We start from the raw sequence: 2,924 nt of genomic DNA, 5'->3' as shown, positions 1-2,924 counted from the left end.
TACGTCGATGGGAGAGAACACTGCTTTATATTCGTAAGGCCATTCGCGGATGACGGGCAGGCCGCCAACCAGGCATTCGTATGATTTTACTGTAATTTGCTGGTTGTGATGCCCCAGGATAATATTTCCCATGCCGGGAGCAACACCACAATCGGCCACAATACAAACCTTATTTTTTTTAGCCAAGCTGTTTAACGACAAAAAATCTTCGGGCATAAACGAAATATCAACCATGTTCTTTCCGGCTTCAATTACCGCTTTCATGGTTTGATAGCCCATAAAACCCGGAACTGCACCAATTATAAGATCGTAATCGGAAACCAGTGATTTTATTTTTTCAGGTTGGCTCAGATCTTCCTGAATGCATTTTATTTCGGGGAAAGCAGAAAACTTGTCTAAGGCTTTTTTGTCAAAGTCAACACAGGTAACCTGATGGTTCTTCGATAAATCTTTGGCAATTGAACTTCCTACAAGTCCGGCTCCTAAAACAATAACATTCTTCTTCATCCGGTTTAATTAAGTTTTAGTTTGTTATGTGTTGATCCTGTTAATCGAGCTGGATCAACCCTTTTTTCAAGGCATATTTTACAAGGTCGGAGTTGGTTTTTAAATCCAGCTTTTCAAGAATATTTTGTTTGTGTGTACCAACCGTTTTTACGCTGATAAAAAGTTTGTCGCCAATTTCGCGTGTTGATTTTCCTTCGGCAAACAGCAGGAATATTTCTTTTTCGCGATCGGATAATTGCGAGTAGGAATCGTTATCATCGGCACGCGAATTCAGGTAGCCATTAATAACAATTTCGGTAATGTCTTCGCTCAGGAATTTTTTACCGTCGTGCACCGAGTTTACCGCATCGGTAAGCTGCCTGTAGGTGCAGTTCTTTAGAAGGTAACCATCGGCACCGGCTTCCAGCATCCCTTTAACATATTGTTTGTCGGAGTGCATTGATACGGCAATAATTTTTACTTCCGGCATTTTGTCTTTTAGAATCCTTGTGGCTTCTATGCCGTTTATTTTTTCCATTGCAATATCAACCAAAAGCACATCGGGCTTAAATGCTTCCACTTTGTCTATTGCATCTTGTCCGTTCTCGGCCTGGGCAATTACTTCGATGTTGTCGGCCGAGTGTAGTAGGTTTATTAAACCTTCTCTGAAAAGTTGGTGATCGTCAGCAACTATAACCTTTATTTTCATATTATTAAATTGTTTGTTTTTATCGGTATTATGAGGAACTCGCACGGATTTTAATATTCTTCCTGAGTGTTCCGCCAGTTGGCGGATTACATGCTCGTTTCATTTACTTTTTATTTTCCAGATCCTTAGCAAAGCGTACGAATATGCTATAAAGACCTGTTGTTATTAGATTAATTTTGTTCAAGAGAATACGGTATTTCAATTTCGGCTTTTGTTCCTTTTTCAAGGGCTTCAATATTAAAAGTTCCGTTCATGCTTTCAATTCTCTCTTCAATGCTTAACAGCCCAAAACCGCCTTTGTTTGATGCCGGTTTCGAGTGCGATTTGTCAATGCCAATCCCGTTGTCTTCAACCGAAATATAGTACATGCCGTTGTTTGTTGCCTGTTTTACTGTAACCTCTGTTGCGTCGGCATGTTTTGATGTATTTGTTAGCAGCTCACCAACGGTACGATACAGAAAAATATTATTCTCCTTGCTGAGTTGTGTATTCTTGTTCTCAACAATAAGATTTGTCTTTATATTAAAGTCTTTCTCAAACTGCTCAAGTTTCCACTGAATGGCGGGCAATAAGCCCAATTCATATAGTATTGGCGGACTTAAATCGTAAGTTAACCGCCGTGATTCCTCAATGGCTTTATTGAGTAATTTTGAAGTGAATTTAATGGTGTTTTTTATGGCTGGAGAACATTCATCAACGTCAATCGACGACAGGTTCATAAATGCCAGCCCCAGTGTTTGGCCCAAACTGTCGTGCAGGTTTTCAGCAATTCGCCTTCTTTCCCGTTCCTCAACCAGCGTAACTTCAGAGTTTAATTTTTTTAGCTGCAACTGGTACGATTTTATACGCAGCGCCACATTGATCTGTGCTTTTAATTCAACCTGATCGAACGGTTTTGAAATAAATGAATCAGCTCCTGCATTCAATCCTTTGGTACGTTCAACACTATCGCGCCCCAGTGCCGATACCATTATAATGGGGATTTGTTTAGTCCGGTTATTCTTCTTTAATAACTTACAGGTTTCGTAACCATCCAGGTCAGGCATCATTATATCCAGCAAAATCAGATCAGGATTTTCATTTTGGGCAATAGTTATGCCCTCTTTGCCGTTTAACGCGCCAATGAATTTAAAATCGGGGTAGTATACCTTTACAATCTGCGAAATTAGTTCCAGGTTGATGTTGTTGTCATCAATCGCCAGGATTTTCTTCATAAATTCTATTTCATTGTTTGGTACCAACATAATAAATAATCACATAGGGTTATATCTTCAAACGTCAATTGGTCTAAAGATACCAAAACTGTCGGAAACAATGAAGCATGGAGGTAATAAATACTTAACAAAATATCAGTAAATTCCTGAGAAATCCTTAAGGGCTTGGGAGAGAGCTGAGTAATTTAATTTTTTAATGGCGTTAACGTTAATATTGGCGGAAGGTATGCTAATTGTTTGCAATTAATCCGTACATAATCCCTACTCCAACACCAATATAAGTTTGATTACTGTTTACGACAACCATCGGCCCAACGGAGCATCCAACTGTATCGTGCAATGGCATTTCAAGCTTCGGGTTAATAACCAGACTCAGTTTTTTTGATGTTTTCGTTTCAAAGTTATATTGGCTGTTTGAATTAACAAGGGCAAATTCCGGTTCACGAAATGTGGTAATTCCCGGGCCGGCCTGAAGAACAACGCGTAAATTCTTTTTTTCATTCAGGTTAAAAATT

At 39.2% G+C, this 2,924-nt stretch carries 4 protein-coding genes; all 4 read right to left on the bottom strand.

What is annotated here, in order from left to right; translation table 11 throughout:
* On the bottom strand, window positions 1-507 hold a 507-nt coding region (locus tag ABZB17_RS21970; protein ID WP_372653719.1), incomplete at its 3' end, for a saccharopine dehydrogenase family protein.
* 40 nt (window positions 508-547) lie between these two features.
* The gene (locus ABZB17_RS21965; protein WP_045027195.1) at window positions 548-1,195 is read right to left on the bottom strand and encodes a response regulator transcription factor; all 648 of its coding nucleotides are present in this window, start codon (window positions 1,193-1,195) and stop codon (window positions 548-550) included.
* Between the two features lie 170 nt (window positions 1,196-1,365).
* On the bottom strand, window positions 1,366-2,409 hold the full coding sequence (locus ABZB17_RS21960) for a response regulator (protein WP_372653717.1): 1,044 nt from the start codon (window positions 2,407-2,409) through the stop codon (window positions 1,366-1,368).
* Between the two features lie 229 nt (window positions 2,410-2,638).
* A partial coding sequence (locus ABZB17_RS21955) for a hypothetical protein (protein WP_372653715.1) occupies window positions 2,639-2,924 on the bottom strand: 286 nt, incomplete at its 5' end.

Source organism: Draconibacterium sp., from assembly GCF_041583095.1.
In the GTDB taxonomy this organism is placed as follows: Bacteria; Bacteroidota; Bacteroidia; order Bacteroidales; family Prolixibacteraceae; genus Draconibacterium.
The sequence above is the reverse complement of the archived record's forward strand: the minus strand, read 5'-3'. Positions and strand labels throughout refer to the sequence as shown.